Source organism: Dryocola mayonis, from assembly GCF_051307045.1.
In the GTDB taxonomy this organism is placed as follows: Bacteria; Pseudomonadota; Gammaproteobacteria; order Enterobacterales; family Enterobacteriaceae; genus Dryocola.
This window is the reverse complement of sequence record NZ_CP150452.1, coordinates 1788590-1807999: the sequence shown is the minus strand read 5'-3', so window position 1 is coordinate 1807999 and position 19410 is coordinate 1788590. Positions and strand designations below refer to the sequence as shown.

Genomic DNA, 19410 nt, shown 5'->3' with positions numbered 1-19410 from the left:
TGAAAACGGGGCGCAAGCGCCCCGTGGTGTAAAAGTGCCGGTGAAACTCGCTATCAGAAACTGTAGGTGATCCCCGCGGAAACGAGGCTCGTCCAGGATTTATCAACCATCGGGCTGTCTTTGATTTCATCGCTCAGACGGGTGTAGCGGCCCGTGCCGTACAGGCTCCAGTCGTCCGCGAACCTATAGCTTGCGGTCAGTTCCAGGTACGGGTTCCAGCCGTCGTCCGCGTCATAGCTGTTCAAACCGCTGCGTCTTGACTCGCTGCGGGAGACGCCATAATAGTAGTCGTTATAGTTTTCACTCTGCCACTCCACCCCGATACCCGGCGTCAGCGTTAAGCCGCCGTTGGTATAGCGGTAAAGCCAGGCCAGATCCCAGACAATGCCGTTGTTGTTATCCAGCGTATCGCCGGCAAGCTTCGTGCGCAGGAAGCCGTATTCGGTATTGTGGACATATGAGAGCCCGGCCATCATGGTGCTCTTGCGCTTGTTCAGGCGGCGCAGCTGGCTGTCGTCGCTGTCGCCCGGTTTAAAATAGGTCGGTGAGTAGTAGGCCGTGACTGACAGCTTGTCGGTCTGGTCGTTCCACAGATAATAGCCGCCGCCCAGCCCGCGGAACCAGAAATTATCTCCCTCATAGGTGATAACCGGTATCGGATAGATATCGCGGTCATACTGTTTATACGGGCGCTCCACTACGCCAACGCCGGCACCAACAGACCACTGATTTGCCGCGATTGCGGTGCTTACTGAAGAGGCGATAAGCACGCCCAGTGTCAGAATTTTGAATTTGGTCACAATCCGTTTAGTCCTTAAATCAAATAATCAGCGAGAGAAGTGTAACCGCCCTTGCTCTTCATCCCAAACTTTTTACCTGACCGCAATATTAACCCAACAAAACATCATTACGGCGACCTGTGACAACAGGCTTTCAGTTCTGTGACCATTGAATGACGCGGCGGATGTCTGCCGCAGGCGCCGGGAGATTTATTTGGATGAGTTATTGATATGTCATTGAAATTGGTTTGCGACCGTATGCAAGTTTTGCAAATGCCATCTACGCTTTATTTTAAGAAGGTGAATTACTCTGACGGCAGTACCGAAAGCACCACGACAGATAAGTTGGCATAAGGGTTGCTGTACTCAGAATACGTCTTCCGGGAGCCCCCATTACTATTACCTTCGGCTCTCTAACCTGTGCTAAAAAACGAAAGGACGGCATGCCATGAATATATTCGATCACTATCGCCAGCGCTATGAAGCTGCCAAGGACGAAGAGTTCACACTGCAGGAATTTCTTGCCATCTGTAAGCAGGATCGCAGTGCCTATGCCAACGCGGCAGAACGGCTATTGATGGCCATTGGTGAGCCAGTGATGGTGGATACTGCGACAGAACCACGGCTGTCCCGTCTCTTTTCGAACCGGGTGATTTCCCGCTACCCGGCCTTTGAAGAGTTCTATGGTATGGAAGAAGCCATCGAGCAAATTGTTTCCTACCTGAAACATGCGGCTCAGGGCCTTGAAGAGAAGAAGCAGATTCTGTATCTGCTGGGGCCGGTCGGCGGCGGTAAGTCCTCGCTGGCGGAACGCCTGAAGGCGCTGATGCAGCGCGTGCCTATTTATACCCTGAGCGCCAACGGCGAGCGCAGCCCGGTAAACGACCACCCGCTGTGCCTGTTCAATCCTCAGGAAGACGCTTCTATTCTTGAAAAAGAGTACGGCGTGCCTAACCGCTACCTCGGCACTATTATGTCGCCGTGGGCGGCAAAACGCCTGCAGGAGTTCGGCGGCGATATCACCAAATTCCGCGTGGTGAAAGTCTGGCCATCTATCCTTGCGCAGATCGCGATCGCTAAAACGGAGCCGGGGGATGAGAACAACCAGGATATCTCCGCGCTGGTCGGGAAGGTGGATATCCGCAAGCTGGAAAACCACGCGCAAAACGATCCTGACGCCTACGGCTATTCCGGCGCGCTGTGCCGCGCAAACCAGGGCATCATGGAATTCGTTGAGATGTTTAAAGCGCCTATTAAAGTCCTCCACCCGTTGCTGACCGCAACCCAGGAGGGGAACTATAACGGTACGGAAGGCATCTCCGCTCTGCCGTTTAACGGCATTATTCTGGCGCACTCCAACGAATCCGAGTGGGTGACCTTCCGTAATAACAAGAACAACGAGGCCTTCCTTGACCGCGTTTACATCGTCAAGGTGCCTTATTGCCTGCGGATTTCCGAAGAGATCAAAATCTACGAGAAACTGCTCAATCACAGCGAGCTGTCCCACGCGCCTTGCGCTCCGGGCACGCTTGAAACCCTGTCGCGCTTCTCGATTCTGTCGCGTCTGAAAGAGCCGGAAAACTCCAGCATCTATTCCAAAATGCGGGTATATGACGGCGAAAGCCTGAAGGATACCGATCCGAAAGCGAAATCCTACCAGGAGTACCGCGACTACGCCGGCGTGGATGAGGGCATGAACGGCCTGTCGACGCGTTTTGCCTTCAAAATCCTCTCGCGGGTGTTCAACTTCGACCATATCGAAGTGGCGGCAAACCCGGTGCACCTGTTCTACGTGCTGGAGCAGCAGATAGAGCGCGAGCAGTTCCCGCAGGATCAGGCGGAGAAATATCTTGAACACCTGAAGGGCTATCTGATCCCGAAATACGCCGAGTTTATCGGCAAAGAGATTCAGACGGCGTACCTTGAATCCTATTCAGAATACGGACAGAACATCTTCGATCGTTATGTCACCTATGCTGACTTCTGGATTCAGGATCAGGAGTACCGCGACCCGGATACCGGCCAGCTGTTTGACCGCGAATCCCTGAATGCGGAACTGGAAAAAATCGAAAAACCGGCGGGCATCAGCAACCCGAAAGATTTCCGTAACGAAATCGTTAACTTCGTGCTGCGCGCCCGCGCCAACAACAACGGACGTAATCCTAACTGGACCAGCTACGAGAAGCTGCGCACGGTTATCGAGAAGAAAATGTTCTCGAACACCGAAGAGCTGCTGCCCGTTATCTCGTTCAACGCCAAAACCTCGACCGACGAGCAGAAAAAACATGATGACTTTGTCGATCGTATGATGGAGAAAGGTTACACCCGCAAACAGGTTCGCCTGCTGTGCGAATGGTATCTGCGGGTACGTAAGTCTTCATAACGTCTAAGTCACAAATGGGTGCCACAGCCGTGGCACCCCTGCGCAGTTGGCAAAGAAGTTTGGGGGAACTATGGCCTATTTTATTGACAGGCGACTGAACGGCAAAAACAAGAGCGCGGTTAACCGCCAGCGCTTCCTGCGCCGTTATAAGGCGCAAATCAAACAGTCGATTTCCGAGGCCATCAACAAGCGTTCGGTAACCGACGTGGACAGCGGCGAGTCCGTTTCCATTCCAGGCGAAGATATCAACGAACCGATGTTCCATCAGGGACGCGGCGGCCTGCGCCATCGCGTGCATCCGGGGAACGACCATTTTGTGCAGAATGACCGCATCGAGCGGCCGCAGGGCGGCGGCGGTTCAGGCGGCGGCCAGGGCCAGGCCAGCCCGGACGGTGAAGGCCAGGATGAATTCGTCTTTCAGATCTCTAAAGATGAATATCTCGACCTGCTGTTTGAAGACCTTGCGCTGCCAAACCTGAAGAAAAACCAGCACCGGCAGCTCAACGAGTTTAAAACACACCGCGCGGGTTACACCTCTAACGGCGTGCCTGCGAATATATCCGTGGTGCGCTCGCTGCAGAACTCGCTGGCAAGACGTACGGCGATGACCGCCGGAAAACGCCGGCAGCTGCACGAGCTGGAAGACAGCCTTGAGATCGTCAGCAAAAGCGAGCCTGCGCAGCTGCTGGAAGAGGAACGCCTGCGCAAAGAGATAGCCGAGCTGCGCGAGAAAATCGCCCGCGTGCCTTTTATCGACACCTTCGATTTGCGCTACAAAAACTACGAAAAACGCGCCGAGCCTTCAAGCCAGGCCGTTATGTTCTGTCTGATGGACGTGTCCGGCTCTATGGACCAGACCACCAAAGACATGGCGAAGCGTTTTTATATCCTGCTCTATCTGTTCCTGAGCAGAACCTACAAAAATGTGGAGGTCGTTTATATCCGCCATCACACCCAGGCGAAAGAGGTGGATGAGCACGAATTCTTCTACTCGCAGGAAACCGGCGGCACCATAGTGTCGAGCGCGTTAAAGCTGATGGATGAGGTAGTGAAGGAAAGGTACGACCCGACGCAGTGGAATATCTACGCCGCGCAGGCCTCGGACGGCGACAACTGGGCGGACGACTCGCCGCTGTGTCACGAGCTGCTGGCGAAGAAGCTGCTGCCGGTGGTGCGTTATTACAGCTACATCGAAATCACCCGTCGCGCGCATCAGACGCTGTGGCGCGAATATGAAAACCTGCAGGCCACGTTTGATAACTTTGCCATGCAGCACATTCGCGATCAGGACGATATCTATCCTGTCTTCCGGGAGCTTTTCCATAAGCAGGCCAGCGAATCGCATAATTAAACTCGGTAAATCAGCCAGCCCAGGCTGGCTGATTTTATTTTGCTCACCGCGTTGAAAAATTTACTCGCACTGCTTGGCGTAAAGCTCTAAATCATGAATCAGGCTGCGGGGCCTTCTCCGGGGTTAAGGCGAAGAACTGCGAATCAAAGGTTGATGCTGTCGTGCCGTAGGGGGAAGTGCTGTAACCGAATTTGATAACCAGCGAGGATTTTTCCTCTGAAGAACCAATTTGCCAGTCGGTTACTGGGAAAGCAGGAAAGGCTGGATCACTGTTCATTTAATTTCCCTTACATTTGCGTATTTAAAAATGTTCGCACTTAAGCCCCTGTCAGGAAGGCGTGAGTGACTGGTTTAATTAAATGTAGGCGAAGAAATTTTAATTAAGATGCTATTAATTGCAAAAACATGGAAGTCAGACCAGTTTAAAGCTTTTACGGAGGCATTCAGGGATATGACCGAGTAGCGATAATTTGAACCTGCATAATTACATAATTTAATTACCCGATAAAACCCGCCTGTATGCTCATTATTTAACCAAACATATTCATCCTTAAATAAAAAACCCACCTTACGGTGGGTTAGTTTAGTTATTTAGGTACGCGCAGTACCTGTCCTGGATAAATTTTATCCGGGCTTTTAAGCATCGGCTTGTTGGCTTCGAAAATCTTGTTGTACTGGTTCGCGTCGCCGTAAACCTGTTTCGAGATAGCGCTGAGCGTATCGCCTGATTTCACGGTGTAATACTGGCTTTCTGCCGCCGCGTCCGTCACCGAAACTTTATCTTCCACCCCGGCAATACCTTCGACGTTGCCAATGGCAATCAGGATCTTCTCTTTCGCTTCCTGACTTAGCCCTTCCCCCGTCACCACGGCCTTGCCGTCTGCTACTTTTACATCAACTTTATCCGCATCCGGAATACCGGTTTTCTTCAGGTGCTCTTTAAGGAGCTCATTTTGATCGGCGGCGTGCGCTGTTCCGGTAACCGCATGCAGTATTTTCTCGCCTGCTTCTTTAACAAAACTGATTAAACCCATATGTCCTCCTGCTGATGATCGATCACAAAGTAATGCATCCTGACAACATCAGAGTTTAGCAGAGGAATTGGCTGCCGGTTTTACCCGGGCCTTTATTACCCGTGCGCCCGTCGACAGCGCGATATCAGCCATCCCATGCTGCTGCACAGCAGGTAATAAACCAGGCCGGTAAAAATAAAGATAGCCGCCGGATAAACCTGCACCCTGCTGTTCACCTGGCCTGCCACCGTGGTTAATTCCGGCACGTTGACGATAAACGCCAGCGAGGTGTCTTTCAGCAGGGCAATAAACAGCCCTGCGTAGGAAGGCAGCACGTTACGCATCGCCTGCGGCAGCAGCACCAGCCGCAGCATTTGCCATGAGCTGAGCCCGCCCGCCAGCGCGGCCTCCCGCTGTCCGCCTGGTAAAGCCTGCAGGCCTGCAAAGGTCGTGTGCATCACCGCCGCCGAGGTAAACCAGGCCAGCGCCAGCGTGACGGTCAGCGCGCCGGGCAAATCTTTGCCGGTAATAACGGGCAGCAAAAAGTAGAGCCAGAAGATGACAAAAATCAGCGGAATGCCGCGGATAAACTCGGCCCAGATAAACAGCAGCCGACGTACCGTGCCGCTGTACCGCCAGGCTAACGCCGCCAGCAGCACCCCGCCCGCCAGCGCCAGCACCGCCGCCCCGGCCGTCATTAAAAGCGTCAGCAGAACCCCGCCCGGCTCGCCCTGCGCCATGCGTCCCCACAGCAGGTAGTCGAGGTTATCGGCAATCACCGTAACGTTAGCTATCATGCCGCACCTCCGTCACTGAGGTTTTTACCGCCGCCCGCCTGCGCTTTGGCCCGCGCGGACCAAACCAGGTAAACAGCGCGCCCATCACCAGCCCCAGCAGCAGATAGAGCGCCGTTCCCACGGCAAAAGCCTCCAGCGCGTGCGCGTTGTAGCTTTCTATCTGCCGCACCTGGTAGGTAAGCTCCGCAAAGCCGATGCCGGTCGCAAGCGACGACAGCTTCATCAGGTTGAGATACTGCCCCACCACCGGCTGCCAGGCGTTTACCAGCCCCTGCGGCAGCATAATCCAGCGAAATATCGCCCATGCCGAAAACCCCTGCGCGAGGGCGGCCTCGACCTGGCCTTTGGGCACCGCCTGCAAGCCGCTGCGCAGCTCTTCGAGTAAAAACGCCGAGGTAAACAGCCCAAGTCCCCAGGCGGCGGATAAAAACTCCGGCGTGAGCCACCACACGTTGCCGGGTAAAATCGACCAGCCGTGCTCGTCGTTGATAAATCCGCGCAGCCCCTGCGGCAGAAAGTTCCAGGCGGCGAAGTACCAGAACAACAGCTGCACCAGCAGCGGCGTGTTGCGAAAAAGCGATACCCATGCGGCGACCAGGCCGCGCCCGATACGCCCGCCGGCCAGCCGGAAACCAAGCAGCAGAAGCGTTAACGCCGTTGCCAGCAGCATCCCGGCGACGGTCACCCAGACGGTGGTCAGGAAGCCGGAAATAATCCACTGCAGCGGCTGGCCGCTCAGCGCCCCGGCCCAGTCGATATGCCAGCTCATAGCTCTTCCTTAAGCCCGGCATGCAGCGGGTCGAGCACTTTTTGCAGAAAACGCCGCGCCCGCGGATGCTGCGGCGAACGAAAGAACTGCGCGGGCGCCGCCTGCTCCAGAATTTCGCCGCCGTCGATAAACACCACCCGATCGGCAATTTCTCGGGCGAACTGCATCTCATGCGTCACCACGACCATGGTAATGCCGCTGTGGGCCAGGGATTTCATCACCGCCAGCACCTCACCGATGGTTTCCGGATCGAGGGCCGAGGTAGGCTCGTCGAACAGGATTATCTGCGGCGACGAGGCCAGCGCCCTGGCGATAGCCACCCGCTGCTGCTGTCCGCCGGAGAGCTGCGCCGGAAAATGCTGCGCTTTTTCCGCCAGCCCGACGCGCTCCAGCAAAGCCGCCGCCTGCTTTTTAGCCTCGTCGGCCTTCCAGCCGTGAACGTGGGTCAGCGAAAGCGTGATGTTCTGCTCGGCGGTAAGATGGGCATACAGGTTGAACTGCTGGAACACGAAGCCGATGCGGCTGCGCAAGGCGCGCAGCGCTTTTCCCTGCAGATCCCGCGTAGGTTTGCCATCGATAAGAATGTCGCCCGCGCTTAAAGGTTCGAGCTGGTTAATCAGGCGGATTAAAGTTGATTTCCCGGAGCCGGACGGCCCACAGATCGCCACCACTTCTCCCGCGTTAATTTTCAGGTCGATGGATTTTAAAACCAGGGTGTCGCCGTAGCTTTTACCGGCCTTGCGAAACTCAACGCTGGCGTCGCGTAAATGTGCAAAATCCGCGGCCTGGGCCGCGGATCGTTTTAATAAGCCGCTCATCGTATTACTGAGCTTCTATTTTAAAACCGCGCGGCTGCGGCGTTTTGCTGTCCGGGCCAAACCAGCTGTCGTAAATTTTTGCCGCCTCGCCGCTTTGCTCAAGCTTCACCAGCTCGCCGTTCACCGCATTTAACAGCGACGCCTCCCCTTTCTTCACGCCGACGCCGATTTCTTCTTTGCTCAGCAGGTCCGGCAGGATTTTGAATTTCGCTTTGTCCGGCGCTTCGGCCAGCAGCCCGGCCAGAATGGTGCTGTCCTGGGTAATAGCCTGCACGTTGCCGTTACGCAGCGCGGTTAACGCCAGCGGAATATCGTCGTAGGAAAGTACGCGCGCGGACGGGAAGCGTTGATGCAGCGCCTGCTCACCGGTGGTGCCTTTTACCGCGCCAATGCGGGCGTGCCCGTAATCATCAAGCTTGTCCGGCGAAGCGGCGGGCACCAGGAACTGCTGACCGGTCACAAAATAGGGCGTGGAGAAATCCACCACCTGCGCGCGCTCCGGCGTGATGGTGATATCCGCCACAATCAAATCGACCTTGCCGGACTGCAAAAGAGGAATACGGTTGGCCGGATTGGTGGCGACCAGCTGCAGCTTAACGCCTAGGGAGTGGGCCAGCGCCTTTGCGAAATCAACGTCATAGCCGACGATATCGTGTGTTTTAGCGTCTATAGAGCCAAATGGCGGGTTAGCGTCGAAAGTTGCGACTCTTACCACGCCAGCCTTTTGAATATCAGCCAGCTGGTCGGCATGGGCCGCCGTTACGCCAGCGCCGGAAAGCGCCAGAAGGAGCAAGGCCGCGATCTTATTTTTATGGGATTTCATTGTCTGTGCCATAGATTTTCCTTGTTATCCCCGCCTGTTAGCGGGCTACGGCCTTACGCTCCCACAACGGCGCGTGCGCTGCCAATGCTAAAAAATCCTTTGCTTATGCACAAAACGTCTTAGTTAGCGTTCTGTTAAAAGTTTTGCTTATGGATTTTGAAATGGTTTCTCTAACAAACTGTTTTTAAAAATAAAAAACGAAGAATTATGGCAATAAAGTGTGATGACGCTTTCGTTTTTAACATCGCGGTAAAAAGTTTCTTTTCGCCGGGGCCGATAACCTTGCCAGTTAACAGGAGAATAAAAATGAAATCACTGACCCACAATTTATTGTTGTTGATCTGCTGCTCGGTCCTGATGTCAGCGCTGGTTACCGCGATTTCCATCTACGGCAGCCAGCAAAGCGCGCAAAAAACCGCAAACGGCATGCTGGCGAAGGATCTGGTGGCGGATATTCATCCCGCGCCGGTCTATCTTATCGAGATGCGGCTGGTGCTTTCCCGCGTGGTTGAAGGCACCCTCACCGTCGACCAGGCCGACGGCGAAATACAGCGCCTGAGCAAAAAATGGCACCAGAGAATTGATTACTGGAAAAGCGTTTTGCCTGCGCAGCTGCAGGAAAAGCTGCTCGGCGCGCAGTACGCCGCCGGACTGGAGATGATTAAAGACGCGAATGATTTAATCGAACTGATTCGCAGCGGCGCGCCGACGCCGCTCTTCGAGCAGCTCAAAGCGGCAGACAAGCATTTCTTCGCCCATGAGAAAGGCATTACCGCCTTTGTGCAGGACTCTTCGAATTATGCCAACAGCGCCGTGGACGACGCGCAGACCAGCGCCAGCAAGTCGGTAAAATGGCAGCTGATCGGCTCCGGCGCCGCGGTCTTACTGCTGCTGCTTATCGGCTACTGGGTGCACCGCAGTATTTTCCGTTCGCTGGGCGCCGAACCTGCGCAGGTGGCTGAGATCGCCAATGCCGTCGCCAACGGCGATCTGACCCGCCATGTGCCGGTGCGCGAAGGCGATACGCAAAGCGTGATGGCCGCCATGAAGACCATGTGCGAAGAATTAATGATGATCATTAATATCGTCCATGAGAGTAGCAACCATATCACCAACAGCTCCGGTGAAATTGCCAGCGGCAACCAGGATCTGGCCTCCCGCACCGAAGAGCAGGCAAGCGCGCTGGAGCAGACCGCCTCTTCAATGGAGCAGATGACGGCGACGGTGAAACAGAACGCCGAAAACGCGCAGACCGCCAGCCAGCTTGCGGCGACGGCGTCACGCAGCGCCGAACAGGGCGGCGCGGTCGTCGCCCGCGTGGTGCAGACCATGGACGATATCTCCGCCTCCGCCAGCAAAATCACCGACATCATCAGCGTCATTGACGGCATCGCCTTCCAGACCAATATCCTCGCGCTTAACGCCGCCGTGGAAGCCGCCCGCGCCGGAGATCAGGGACGTGGATTCGCGGTGGTTGCCGGAGAGGTTCGCAGCCTGGCAAGCCGCAGCGCGGGCGCGGCAAAAGAGATAAAAGTGCTGATTGAGAATTCCGTTTCGCAGGTCACGCACGGCAGCGAGCTGGTGAACGAAGCGGGCAAAACCATCAATACCGCAGTAACGGACGTCAAACGCGTGGCGGCGCTGATGGCGGAAATTACCCATGCCAGCAAAGAGCAAAGCAGCGGCATTGCGCAGGTGAGCACCGCCATCAGCCAGATGGACGTCACCACGCAGCAGAACGCGGCGATGGTAAACCAGGCCGCGGCGGCGGCGGAGTCGCTGCTTGACCAGACCCGCGGGCTGCGCGAGGTCGTCTCGCAGTTCCGGCTGAACAGCGCCGTCTAGGAGGTAAGCGACGCCAGGTAGCGCCCCGGCGTCGTTCCCAGTGCTTTTCTGAACATGGTGATAAACGCGTTGGTGGACTCATATCCCAGCGCGTCCGCCACCTTCTGCACCGCTTCGCCATCGATTAAAAGCTGCAGGGCCACAATCAGCTGCAGCTGCTGGCGCCAGCGGCGGAAGCTCAGCCCCGTCTCTTTGACCACCAGCCGCGCCAGGTTTCGCTCGCTCATGGCCAGCATTGACGCCCACTGGGCCAGCGTCCGCCGCTCCTGCGGGTTCTGCGCCAGCCTTTCGGCAATCTGACGGATTTTCGGATGCTGGGACATCGGCAAACGCAGCTGTTCAACCGGCTGGTGCGGCAGCTCGTCGAACAGAACCTGCACCAGCCGCTGCCGCGCCGGCGTCTCATCGGCGTCATGAGGATGCCGGGCTAAATGCAGAATCAGCTCGCGCACCAGCGGGGAAATTTTTAGCGTGCAGCACTGATCCGGCATCGTCACCGCGCCGGGTTCAATAAACAAAAAGCAGATGCGCGCGTTGGTCGTGGCGCGGTTGCTGTGCGGCATCGATCCGGGGATCCACACCGCGTACTGCGTCGGCACCATCCACATCGCCTGCTCCACCTCGCAGGTTATCCCGCCGTGCAGGGCAACGATCAGCTGGCCCTTGCGGTGCTGGTGAAAAGGGATCTCCTTGACGCTTTCCGCCACGCGTATGCGAAAAGCCTGCGCCGGCTGCGGGCTGCTGTCCGGGTCAAATCCTTCCAGGGCTAAACCACGCTCCATTATTCTGTCCGAATTTAGGGATAAACTGTCATTTTACGTTGATTTGCTCAAAGGCAGAAGCGTGTATCTTTAGGCCTCGATTTTAACGGATATGAAAAATGACCCCTTCCTCTTCAGCGAGCATAAAAAAGCACGGCCTGCTGCTGCTCGGCATTCTGACGATCGCCACCACGCTGCGCGTCACCTTTACCGGCGCGGCCCCGCTGCTGGATATGGTGCGCGCGACCTTCGGCTTAACCACGGCTCAGACCGGAGTATTGACGACGCTGCCCCTGCTGGCCTTCGCGGTTGTTTCGCCCCTGGCGGCAGGCATTGCCCGGCGCTTCGGCACCGAGCGCAGCCTGTTTGGCGCCCTGATCATCATCTGCGCGGGCATCGCGCTTCGCTCGGCGGGCAGCGCTGCGCTGCTGTATGTCGGCACCGCGATTATTGGCTGCGGTATTGCGATGGGCAACGTGCTGCTACCGGGCCTTATCAAGCGGGACTTCCCCGGCCAGGTGGCGCGGCTTACCGGCGCCTACTCGCTGACGATGGGCGTGGCGGCGGCTATCGGTTCCGTAATGGTGGTTCCCGTCGCGCTGCACGGCTACGGCTGGCAAGGAGCGCTAATGGCGCTGATGATCTTCCCTGTCGTCGCGCTGCTGCTGTGGCTGCCGCAGCTGGCGAACCACGCGCCCGCCAGCCTCAGCGCTAACGCCGCGCTGCACAGCCGCGGGATCTGGTCTTCGCCGCTCGCCTGGCAGGTGACGATGTATCTGGGTATTAACTCGCTGATTTACTACGTCATCATCGGCTGGCTGCCTTCGATCCTCATCAGCTATGGTTACAGCGAGGCGCAGGCGGGCTCCCTGCACGGCCTGCTGCAGCTGGCGACGGCGATCCCCGGCCTGGTTATCGGCCTGATGCTAAGCCGCCTGAAAGATCAGCGCGGGATTGCGGTATTGATGGCCATGCTGTGGTGTCTGAGCGCGGTCGGCCTGTGGCTGCTGCCCGGCCTCGCGGGCCTGTGGGTTTGTATCGGCGGCTTTGGCTCAGGCGCGGCGATGATTCTGGGGCTGTCGTTTATCGGCCTACGCACCTGTTCTGCGCATCAGGCGGCCGCGCTTTCGGGTATGGCGCAGTGCGTGGGCTATTTGCTGGCGGCCTTCGGCCCGCCGCTGATGGGCAAAATTCACGACGTTTCAGGCAGCTGGAGCTTGCCTCTGCTGGGATGCGCGTTACTCTCTATAGCCATGGCGGCATTCGGCGCCCGGGCCGGCCGCAACGCTGAAATCGGCTCCGCGGCTAACGCGAAGCGCTGATGCCCTGAGCGGCATCACCATAATGGAGAGCGACAATGCACAACGAAGCGAAACCATCAGCACCGCAGAATATTTTTGACGACCCGGTTTTTTTTGAAAATTACCGGCAGCTGCGTGAGAACGATTCCGGCCTGAATGGCTTACTGGAGCTGCCCGCGCTCTATTCTCTGCTGCCCGAGCTCAAGGGGTTAACGATCCTCGATCTCGGCTGCGGCTTCGGGGATTTCGCCCGCTACGCCCGCCGCCAGGGCGCGGCATATATTCATGGCGTGGATGTTTCGGAGAAAATGCTCGCTCAGGCCAGGGCCGGTACGAATGACGAAAACATTGTTTACCAGCATCTCGCCATTGAGGATTTTCAGGCTCAGGAGCAGCAGTTTGATCTGGCCGTCTCTTCGCTGGCGCTGCATTACATCAAAGATTTCAGCGCGCTGTGTAAAAAAGTTTTCGCCTCGTTAAAACCCGGCGGCCAGTTTATCTTTTCCGTCGAGCATCCAATGTGCACGGCTTTTCAGGTTGGCTGGGTGCCTTATGAAAAGGGCGACGTCTGGCCGGTGGACCACTACCAGCAACAAACGCTGCGGCACACCACCTGGTTTGTGGAGGACGTGCAGAAATACCATCGGACGGTGGAAACCTACGTCAATACGCTGCTGGATAGCGGGTTTGCGGTGACTCGCCTGCTTGAGCCAAAGCCGCGCGACGAGGCGGTTGCTTTGCGGCCGGACCTTGCGAATCAATGCCGCCGCCCGCCTTTCCTGCTGCTCAGGGCGGCCAGGGTTTGATTTACCGGCGGGTAACGTGTTTACCCGCCCCTTTATTCTAAAGCCTTGCTGCGCGAAGCAAGGCCTCAACCAGAGGCGCCGGCCGCTCTTTTAAGGCGTTGCGTTCATGCTGGAAGAGCGTGCCCACAAAGAACGGATGATCGGCCAGCTCCACCGCGCGGATCTCGCCCTGCTTATCCCACCCCGTCGCTTTTAGCGGCTGATGCTCAAGCGCTGCGGCAAACAGCCCGGCAATGCCGTAATTGCAATGGTAGCCCTCTTCGATTTTTGTCGTGCCGTAGGCGCGGGCAATTTTTGAATCTTCCGCAAGCTCAATAACGTCGGGTTTCTCCACCAGCGAGCAGGTTAATGGCGCAATAACCAGCCGCCCGTCGCTGTCCGTTTCCGCGTGCCCCGCGTCATCCCAGCCCATAACATGGCGGGCATACTCAACGATCGCATACTGAAATCCTCCGCAGGTGCCGAGGAACGGAATAGCGTTTTCGCGCGCATAGCGTATCGCCAGAAACGCGCCGTCGTCATTCTGGTAGGGGCTTGCGGGAACGCACCAGATGGCATCGTAACCGACCAAATCTTCCGGGCTGACGACTTCCGGCGTGGGCAGCCAGTCGTAGTCCGCGGTCACGCCGACGACGGCCGCCGCGTTATCTAAAGCCGGTGGAATAGCCTGGTGCGCAATAACCGCCGGGTTAAAATCCCCGACCAGGGCGATACGAAGAGTGGATTTCAGAACGGAGGCTGGCATTTGTTTGATTATCCTTATGTTTGCAAGCGAGGGACAACATAAGGAAGCATAGAATAGACGCTTAAGGTTTACCTGACAACGCCGAAAATTGGCAGGGTGGAAACCGACCGCCGCCCTGTAGTACCTTAGTCTCCCGTCCCGCAAAAAGCCTTAGCGATGAAAGCAAAAATTCTGGTCAGCGCCTGTTTGATGGGGTTTAAAGTACGCTATAACGGCCGCGATAAACCCTTGATGGCAGAAGCTTTAGAACGCTGGCGGCGACAGCAGCGCCTGGTCATTCACTGCCCCGAGCTTGCCGCCGGGCTGGTTACGCCGCGCCTGCCTGCGGAAATCGCCGGCGGTGACGGCGTTGACGCATTAACTGGCGCAGCGCGCATCCTGGAAAGCGACGGCCGCGATGTCACCCAGGCTTACCTGCTGGCCGCCTGGCTTGCGCTCAGAACCGCCCGGGAAAACGGCTGCCGGTTCGCCCTGCTCACCGACGGCAGCCCGACCTGCGGCAGCCAAAAGGTTTACGATGGACATTTCCGGGGCGCGACGTTGCCCGGCATGGGCGTGGCGGCGGCGCTGCTGCGTCAGCATGGCGTCGAGGTTTATGCCGAACACCAGCTTCCGGAGCTGATAAGCCGGCTAGAAGAGTTCGAAAAGGAGGCGTTATGATCCGCTGCAAACGCATTTACGATGAGGGCCGCCCAGGACGATGGCTATCGGGTGCTGGTGGACCGCCTGTGGCCGCGCGGCATAAAGAAAACGGAGCTGCGCTACGATGAGTGGGCCAAAACGCTTGCGCCCTCAGCGGAGCTGCGTAAGGCCTTTCACGGCGAAACCATCGATTTTAGCGAATTCAGCAAATGCTACCGGGAAGAGCTTAATAAGGCGGGTGACGCGGCGCAGGCGCTGGCAAAGCGCGCGCAGAAAGAAACGGTTACCCTGCTGTATGGCGCAAAAAATACCGCGCAGAACCACGCGCTGGTGCTGGCTGATTTTTTACGCCGGCTGAAAAGCTAAAGAACGGCCTGCTTTTCATTCACCTGCGAAACGGAAGGCTTGTCGAGCGGCATAAGGTGTTCGGCGCGAACGAAGGCATACCCTTCCCGCCCGTCAAACGCCACTACGTCGCCGGTGACTAACCACAGGGGATAATTCGCTGCCAGCGGCAGCTGGGTGATAACGCCCGTAACCGGATTAACAAAACGCTCGCCTGGCAGGCACAAACCAAACAGCTCGACGGCTTTACCAATATTGATCCGGCCTCTGGCGGTACGGGAGCCGATAATCATCGCCAGGGTGCCCGGCTTTAACTGAAACATATCACTTCTCTTGTTCTGGTCGCTTACGCGAAATATCAGAACATTCTTAGCTGTAAAAGTAAACAGTGCCAAAACTTATTGAGCGTTTTTTATACTGTCGAGCTTCTGCATTATGCACAGGCTTATCCCCTACGATACGCACGACGAAAAGTGGCCTCATCGCAATGCTGCTTATTTTCGCCGGCGCGGCTGGCAAATTCTTCGCTCTTATCTGTGTTGAAAACCCATAATCATAAAGGAGGACAATAAACTTAAAGCATAATATTTCATGGTTACCCGCCGCCCTGAATTCATACTCCAATATCGGTAGATGTTTATTTTCCTTGATATTTTTCTTTGCTTATATTAATTCCATGTTGGGCGAACAGGCTGTGCCGCAGATCGCTCAGAGAGCCAAATAATTAAATTTAAGGAAGATAATGAAAAAGTTAATGATTGCCGTAGCAACCACCATGATGCTGGCGGGCTGTGCTCAGCAAAGCTTCAAGGTTAAAAATGACATTGCCGAAACGCCAAAACAGGTCACGACCCATCACTTTTTCGTGTCAGGTATCGGCCAGAGCAAAACGATTGACGCGGCGGCCGTTTGCGGCGGGGCGGATAAAGTGGTGCGTACTGAAGTACAGCAAACCTTCGTTGACGGGCCTGCTGGGCGTGGTCACCTTTGGGATTTACACCCCGCGTGACGCCCGCGTTTATTGCTCCAACTAATCCCGTAGTTAAACAGGCTCAGATGAGCCTGTTTTTTTACACGCTTTTCGTGTAAAGCCGCAAATGTAAATCAGTCGCGGGTTTGTATCCAGAACGCGTGAATCAGGCCCGGAATGTAGCCCAGCAGCGTCAGGATGATATTCAGAATAAACGCCCAGCCAAACCCTTTGCCGATAAGTACGCCAAGGGGTGGGAGCAAAATAGTGATAACTACGCGCCAAAAGCCCATAAACTCTCCTGTTTAAAAAACATCCAACTGCTTGTAATGAAAATAAATATTCACTTCAAGCCTAGCCTTAAGATCGCGTTTTCGCAAAAAACCGCGCTGCTTTACCGCCATCCGAAAACGCAAAAACCCGCCATAAGCGGGTTTTTTAGTGCGCTGAAAACAGCGCGCGTCTTAAGACTTACAGAGCAACTACGTTTGCTGCCGCAGGGCCTTTAGCGCCGTTCTCGATAGAGAACTCAACTTTCTGACCTTCGTCCAGAGTTTTGAAATCGTTGCTCTGGATTGCAGAGAAGTGTACGAACACATCTTTGCTGCCGTTGTCAGGAGTGATGAAGCCGAAACCTTTTTCAGCGTTAAACCATTTTACTAAACCAGTCATTTTGTTAGACATAGATACTTCCTCAATTATTTGGCCACCTAACGTGGCGAACGTGGTCTGTATTGCAGATCGTTTCTTATTTAGGCGCTTAGGAGGAGACTCACGAAGAAGGGTATCTATGGTGAACTGCTTTACTAAAACTGCTTTCATAAGGTCTGTGTTCCAAACCGATGGCGCATTTACGCACGCCCGCCCCGCCTAAGCAAGACTTATTTTCATTATCAGGCTTTCTATGTCCTTGTCGCCGCTTCGTTTATCTGCCCCGGAGGCCTTGTCCCAGTAAGGCCGGGCATCACCTCTTTCATCAGCGCAATAAATTTCCGCAGGCGGGCCGGATAATAGCTGGCGTAAGGGTAAAGCAGATAAATCGGCAGCGGCGCGGCCTGCCAGGCCGGCAAAATATGCTGCAGGGCGCCCTCTTGCAAATCCTTTTTCACCACCCAGGATGAAACCATCGCCACCCCAAGCCCGTTCAACGCGGCTTTCCGTACCGCGTACAGGCTGTCGGTGCTAAGCCGTGGGGAAATATCAAAGCGGAAGGGTTCGCCGTGAACCCTATGACAGAGCGTCACCTCATTGCGATAAAAACTGTTCAGCGCGATCCACGGCAGATGCGCCAGCTCCTCCACCGCTTTCACCGGGCCGCTGTTTGCCAGCAGTGAAGGCGCGGCCACAACGATGCGCGGCACTTCTGCGAGCAGTACCGCGACGACCGCGGGATCGGTCACCGGCCCGACATGAATCGCGCAGTCGATGCCCTCAGGAATAAAATCAGGTGACCGATCGTTGAGGATCCACTCGATGCTTATCTGCGGATAGCGCTGAAGGTAATCGCCCAGCGGGCCGATAAGCTGATCCTGGCCAAAAGCGTGGGGGGCGCGAACGCGCAGTACGCCGACGGGCTCATCCCGTACTCCGCTTACCTCATCCTCCATGATTTGCCAGTTCTCAATCAGCCTGCGCGCATGCTGATAGCAGCGCTCGCCGTCGTCGGTCAGCTTCATGGTGTGCGTGGTGCGCTGAATTAACTTCACGCCCAGCATCTGCTCTAACATCTGCAGGCGGCGGCTGACGGTGGGCTGCGACGTGCCCAGCTGCGCGGCCGCGGCCGAAAGGCTGCCGCTTTGAGCAATGCGCACGAAGGTTTGCAGCACGGTTATACGATCGCCGGCGGGACTAAGGTTTTTCTTCATACGTAAAGTGTATAACAGTTTTACCTTTGCGGGGGCTACAGCTTCGCCGCAGAAACAACAAAAATGGCCGCACATTCACCCATTCGGAGCGAGCCATGAGCCAGCTTTCAGCATTCCAGAGTAAAACCCCGGCGGATAACGCGCTGTCGGGCAAAACTGTTTTTCTCCTCGCCGCAGGCGCCGGGCTTAGCGTCGCCTCTATTTACTACAGCCAGCCGATGCTGGGGATTATCGCCGCCGCTTTTAAAGCGGGCGTCAGCGATATCGGCCTCGTGCCGATGCTGACCCAAATCGGCTACGCGCTTGGTATTCTGTTACTCGCTCCGCTGGGCGACCGTTTCGATCGCCGCCGCATTATCCTGGTCAAAGGCACGCTGCTGTCATTGACCATGTTGCTGTGCGGATTCGCCCCATCCTGGCATCTGTTGCTGCTCAGCAGCCTGGCTATCGGGCTGGTCGCTACCGTAGCGCAGGATATTATCCCTGCCGCTGCGACGCTCGCCCCGGAGAGCAAACGTGGGAAAACGGTCGGCATGGTGATGACCGGCCTGCTGGCCGGCATCCTGTTATCACGGGTGTTCAGCGGCCTGGTGGCAGAGCTGTTCGGCTGGCGCAGCGTGTACGCCATCGCCGCTGCGGCCGTGCTGATGATAACGCTCACCCTCTGGCGCGTGCTGCCGCCCTTCAGGCCTGAAACGACGCTGCGTTACCCTGCCCTGCTGCTTTCTCTGGGCAAACTGTGGATGAGCTACTCCGCCCTGCGCCGTGCCGCGCTGGCGCAGGGTCTGCTGTCGGTGGCCTTCAGCGCCTTCTGGTCAACCCTTGCCATAGCGCTTGCCGAACGTTACCAGCTGGGAAGCGCGGTAGCCGGCTCTTTTGGCCTGGCGGGCGCCGCAGGGGCGCTTGCTGCTCCGCTGGCGGGCGCCCTTGCCGATCGTCGCGGCCCGAACTTCGTCACCCGGGTCGCCTCGGCTATCGTGGTCGTTTCTTTTGCGCTGATGTTTGTTCTGCCGCTGCTGCCGGTGCCCGCGCAGCTCGCGGTCATTGTATTAAGCGCGATAGGCTTTGACCTTGGCATTCAGGCGTCGCTGGTGGCGCACCAGACGATTATCTACGCCATAAACCCGCCGGCCCGTAGCCGTCTGAACGCGATTATGTTCACCCTGGTGTTCGTCGGGATGGCGGCGGGTGCCGAACTGGGCAGTAAAGCGCTGGAAAACTTTGGCTGGCCGGGCGTGGTCGCGCTGGCGACGCTTGCCGCAGCGGCTGGCCTGGCGATACGTTTACTGACGCCTTCAGGTAAATAATTCTGCCCGGCCGCGGCCGGCTCCCGTTTCCTGCCCAACGATAGTGCTTGCCCTTGCGCCCGGGATTCATTACTGTATATAAATACAGCT

20 protein-coding genes and 2 pseudogenes are annotated in these 19410 nt (G+C 56.5%); 9 read left to right on the top strand and 13 right to left on the bottom strand.

Going from position 1 to position 19410, the window contains the following annotated elements:
- Positions 1-53: 53 nt before the first annotated feature.
- Entirely contained in the window at positions 54-800 is a 747-nt protein-coding gene (locus tag WLO32_RS08800; RefSeq protein WP_435947977.1) for a MipA/OmpV family protein, read from the bottom strand.
- Between the two features lie 427 nt (positions 801-1227).
- Here WLO32_RS08800 and yeaG point away from each other — a divergent pair, with 427 nt between their 5' ends.
- Together yeaG and WLO32_RS08790 are read left to right on the top strand one after the other, a co-directional pair.
- Positions 1228-3162, top strand: coding sequence for a protein kinase YeaG (gene yeaG / locus WLO32_RS08795; protein WP_121267897.1), 1935 nt, complete (start codon positions 1228-1230; stop codon positions 3160-3162).
- Positions 3163-3232: 70 nt separating this feature from the next.
- Positions 3233-4513: a YeaH/YhbH family protein gene (locus WLO32_RS08790; protein WP_435947976.1), complete on the top strand. Its 1281-nt coding sequence runs from the start codon at positions 3233-3235 to the stop codon at positions 4511-4513.
- A gap of 91 nt (positions 4514-4604) precedes the next feature.
- Here WLO32_RS08790 and WLO32_RS08785 read toward each other — a convergent pair whose 3' ends face one another.
- The 6 genes from WLO32_RS08785 to WLO32_RS08760 all read right to left on the bottom strand — a co-directional run bounded on the left by WLO32_RS08785 (position 4605) and on the right by WLO32_RS08760 (position 8745).
- Positions 4605-4790, bottom strand: a complete 186-nt coding sequence (locus tag WLO32_RS08785) for a hypothetical protein (protein ID WP_435947975.1) — start codon at positions 4788-4790, stop codon at positions 4605-4607.
- A gap of 310 nt (positions 4791-5100) precedes the next feature.
- The gene (gene lysM, locus WLO32_RS08780) at positions 5101-5547 is read right to left on the bottom strand and encodes a peptidoglycan-binding protein LysM (RefSeq protein ID WP_435947974.1); all 447 of its coding nucleotides are present in this window, start codon (positions 5545-5547) and stop codon (positions 5101-5103) included.
- Positions 5548-5642: 95 nt separating this feature from the next.
- On the bottom strand, positions 5643-6323 hold the full coding sequence (locus tag WLO32_RS08775) for an amino acid ABC transporter permease (RefSeq protein ID WP_435947973.1): 681 nt from the start codon (positions 6321-6323) through the stop codon (positions 5643-5645).
- A complete protein-coding gene (locus WLO32_RS08770; protein ID WP_435947972.1) occupies positions 6313-7092 on the bottom strand; it encodes an amino acid ABC transporter permease in 780 nt (259 codons plus the stop codon). Before WLO32_RS08770 ends, WLO32_RS08775 begins: the two co-directional genes overlap by 11 nt.
- Positions 7089-7910, bottom strand: a complete 822-nt coding sequence (locus tag WLO32_RS08765) for an amino acid ABC transporter ATP-binding protein (protein ID WP_435947971.1) — start codon at positions 7908-7910, stop codon at positions 7089-7091. Before WLO32_RS08765 ends, WLO32_RS08770 begins: the two co-directional genes overlap by 4 nt.
- Before the next feature lie 4 nt (positions 7911-7914).
- Positions 7915-8745, bottom strand: coding sequence for an ABC transporter substrate-binding protein (locus WLO32_RS08760; RefSeq protein WP_435947970.1), 831 nt, complete (start codon positions 8743-8745; stop codon positions 7915-7917).
- 294 nt (positions 8746-9039) lie between these two features.
- On the opposite strand from WLO32_RS08760, the gene WLO32_RS08755 reads away from it, so the two are divergent.
- Entirely contained in the window at positions 9040-10578 is a 1539-nt protein-coding gene (locus WLO32_RS08755) for a methyl-accepting chemotaxis protein (RefSeq protein ID WP_435947969.1), read from the top strand.
- Here the strand turns inward: WLO32_RS08755 and WLO32_RS08750 are convergent.
- Positions 10575-11360 (bottom strand): helix-turn-helix domain-containing protein, encoded by a 786-nt coding sequence (locus WLO32_RS08750; protein ID WP_435947968.1) that lies wholly within the window; start codon positions 11358-11360, stop codon positions 10575-10577. The genes WLO32_RS08755 and WLO32_RS08750 overlap by 4 nt on opposite strands.
- Positions 11361-11458: 98 nt before the next feature.
- On the opposite strand from WLO32_RS08750, the gene WLO32_RS08745 reads away from it, so the two are divergent.
- Both WLO32_RS08745 and WLO32_RS08740 read left to right on the top strand, forming a co-directional pair.
- Positions 11459-12661: a CynX/NimT family MFS transporter gene (locus tag WLO32_RS08745; protein ID WP_435947967.1), complete on the top strand. Its 1203-nt coding sequence runs from the start codon at positions 11459-11461 to the stop codon at positions 12659-12661.
- Positions 12662-12696: 35 nt separating this feature from the next.
- On the top strand, positions 12697-13446 hold the full coding sequence (locus tag WLO32_RS08740; protein ID WP_435947966.1) for a class I SAM-dependent methyltransferase: 750 nt from the start codon (positions 12697-12699) through the stop codon (positions 13444-13446).
- A gap of 37 nt (positions 13447-13483) precedes the next feature.
- Here the strand turns inward: WLO32_RS08740 and WLO32_RS08735 are convergent, their stop codons facing one another.
- A complete protein-coding gene (locus WLO32_RS08735; RefSeq protein ID WP_435947965.1) occupies positions 13484-14191 on the bottom strand; it encodes a CTP synthase C-terminal region-related (seleno)protein in 708 nt (235 codons plus the stop codon).
- 156 nt (positions 14192-14347) lie between these two features.
- Here WLO32_RS08735 and WLO32_RS08730 point away from each other — a divergent pair, with 156 nt between their 5' ends.
- Positions 14348-14851: a DUF523 domain-containing protein gene (locus WLO32_RS08730; RefSeq protein WP_435947964.1), complete on the top strand. Its 504-nt coding sequence runs from the start codon at positions 14348-14350 to the stop codon at positions 14849-14851.
- A pseudogene (locus WLO32_RS08725) lies at positions 14848-15199 on the top strand (DUF488 domain-containing protein). Before WLO32_RS08730 ends, WLO32_RS08725 begins: the two are co-directional and overlap by 4 nt.
- Here the strand turns inward: WLO32_RS08725 and WLO32_RS08720 are convergent.
- Positions 15196-15501, bottom strand: coding sequence for a hypothetical protein (locus tag WLO32_RS08720; protein ID WP_435947963.1), 306 nt, complete (start codon positions 15499-15501; stop codon positions 15196-15198). The pseudogene WLO32_RS08725 and the gene WLO32_RS08720 sit on opposite strands and share 4 nt — an antisense overlap.
- 419 nt (positions 15502-15920) lie before the next feature.
- Between WLO32_RS08720 and WLO32_RS08715 the strand changes: the two are divergent.
- A pseudogene (locus WLO32_RS08715) lies at positions 15921-16212 on the top strand (Bor family protein).
- A 70-nt stretch (positions 16213-16282) separates the two neighbouring features.
- Here the strand turns inward: WLO32_RS08715 and WLO32_RS08710 are convergent.
- The 3 genes from WLO32_RS08710 to WLO32_RS08700 form a co-directional block, all read right to left on the bottom strand.
- On the bottom strand, positions 16283-16441 hold the full coding sequence (locus WLO32_RS08710; RefSeq protein ID WP_435947962.1) for a YqaE/Pmp3 family membrane protein: 159 nt from the start codon (positions 16439-16441) through the stop codon (positions 16283-16285).
- 178 nt (positions 16442-16619) lie between these two features.
- Positions 16620-16832, bottom strand: coding sequence for a cold shock protein CspG (gene cspG / locus WLO32_RS08705; protein WP_121267867.1), 213 nt, complete (start codon positions 16830-16832; stop codon positions 16620-16622).
- A gap of 218 nt (positions 16833-17050) precedes the next feature.
- On the bottom strand, positions 17051-18013 hold the full coding sequence (locus tag WLO32_RS08700; protein ID WP_435947961.1) for a LysR family transcriptional regulator: 963 nt from the start codon (positions 18011-18013) through the stop codon (positions 17051-17053).
- 95 nt (positions 18014-18108) lie between these two features.
- Here WLO32_RS08700 and WLO32_RS08695 point away from each other — a divergent pair, with 95 nt between their 5' ends.
- Positions 18109-19320: an MFS transporter gene (locus WLO32_RS08695; protein WP_435947960.1), complete on the top strand. Its 1212-nt coding sequence runs from the start codon at positions 18109-18111 to the stop codon at positions 19318-19320.
- The last annotated feature ends 90 nt before the right edge of the window (positions 19321-19410 follow it).